Origin of the sequence: Enterobacter cloacae complex sp.6700776 (assembly GCF_048284255.1) — a bacterium.
Classification (GTDB): domain Bacteria; phylum Pseudomonadota; class Gammaproteobacteria; order Enterobacterales; family Enterobacteriaceae; genus Enterobacter; species Enterobacter intestinihominis.
Genome location: NZ_JBLVYK010000231.1, coordinates 1 through 286, shown reverse-complemented (window position 1 = coordinate 286; position 286 = coordinate 1). Strand labels below are relative to the sequence as shown.

1 pseudogene is annotated in these 286 nt (G+C 58.4%); it reads right to left on the bottom strand.

From position 1 onward, the window contains the following. Nucleotides 1–286: pseudogene (locus tag ACNQ0T_RS24015) on the bottom strand (EamA family transporter); the annotation flags it as partial.

Sequence of the window (286 nt, the reverse complement as noted above, 5' to 3'; positions counted from 1 at the left end):
TGCCAATGTTCCACGCCGCGTAGGCCAGCCCCAGCGCCACGGAGACCGTCATCAGCTTAATGACCACCGGCCAGCTAAACAGCATCGGCGGCTGGTCGCTGGCGAGAAATTTCAGCCATAGCGTCAGGGCGGTTAACAGGACGAACAGCGTAATGGCGTTTTTACCGCGGGCATATTTGGCCGTCACCGTGCAGTAGGCGGCCCAGATAAACGCCCCGACAAAGGCCAGCAGATAGCTAAGCGGGCTGGAAATGACGTTACTGATAATCTCATCGGGCTGTAGCCC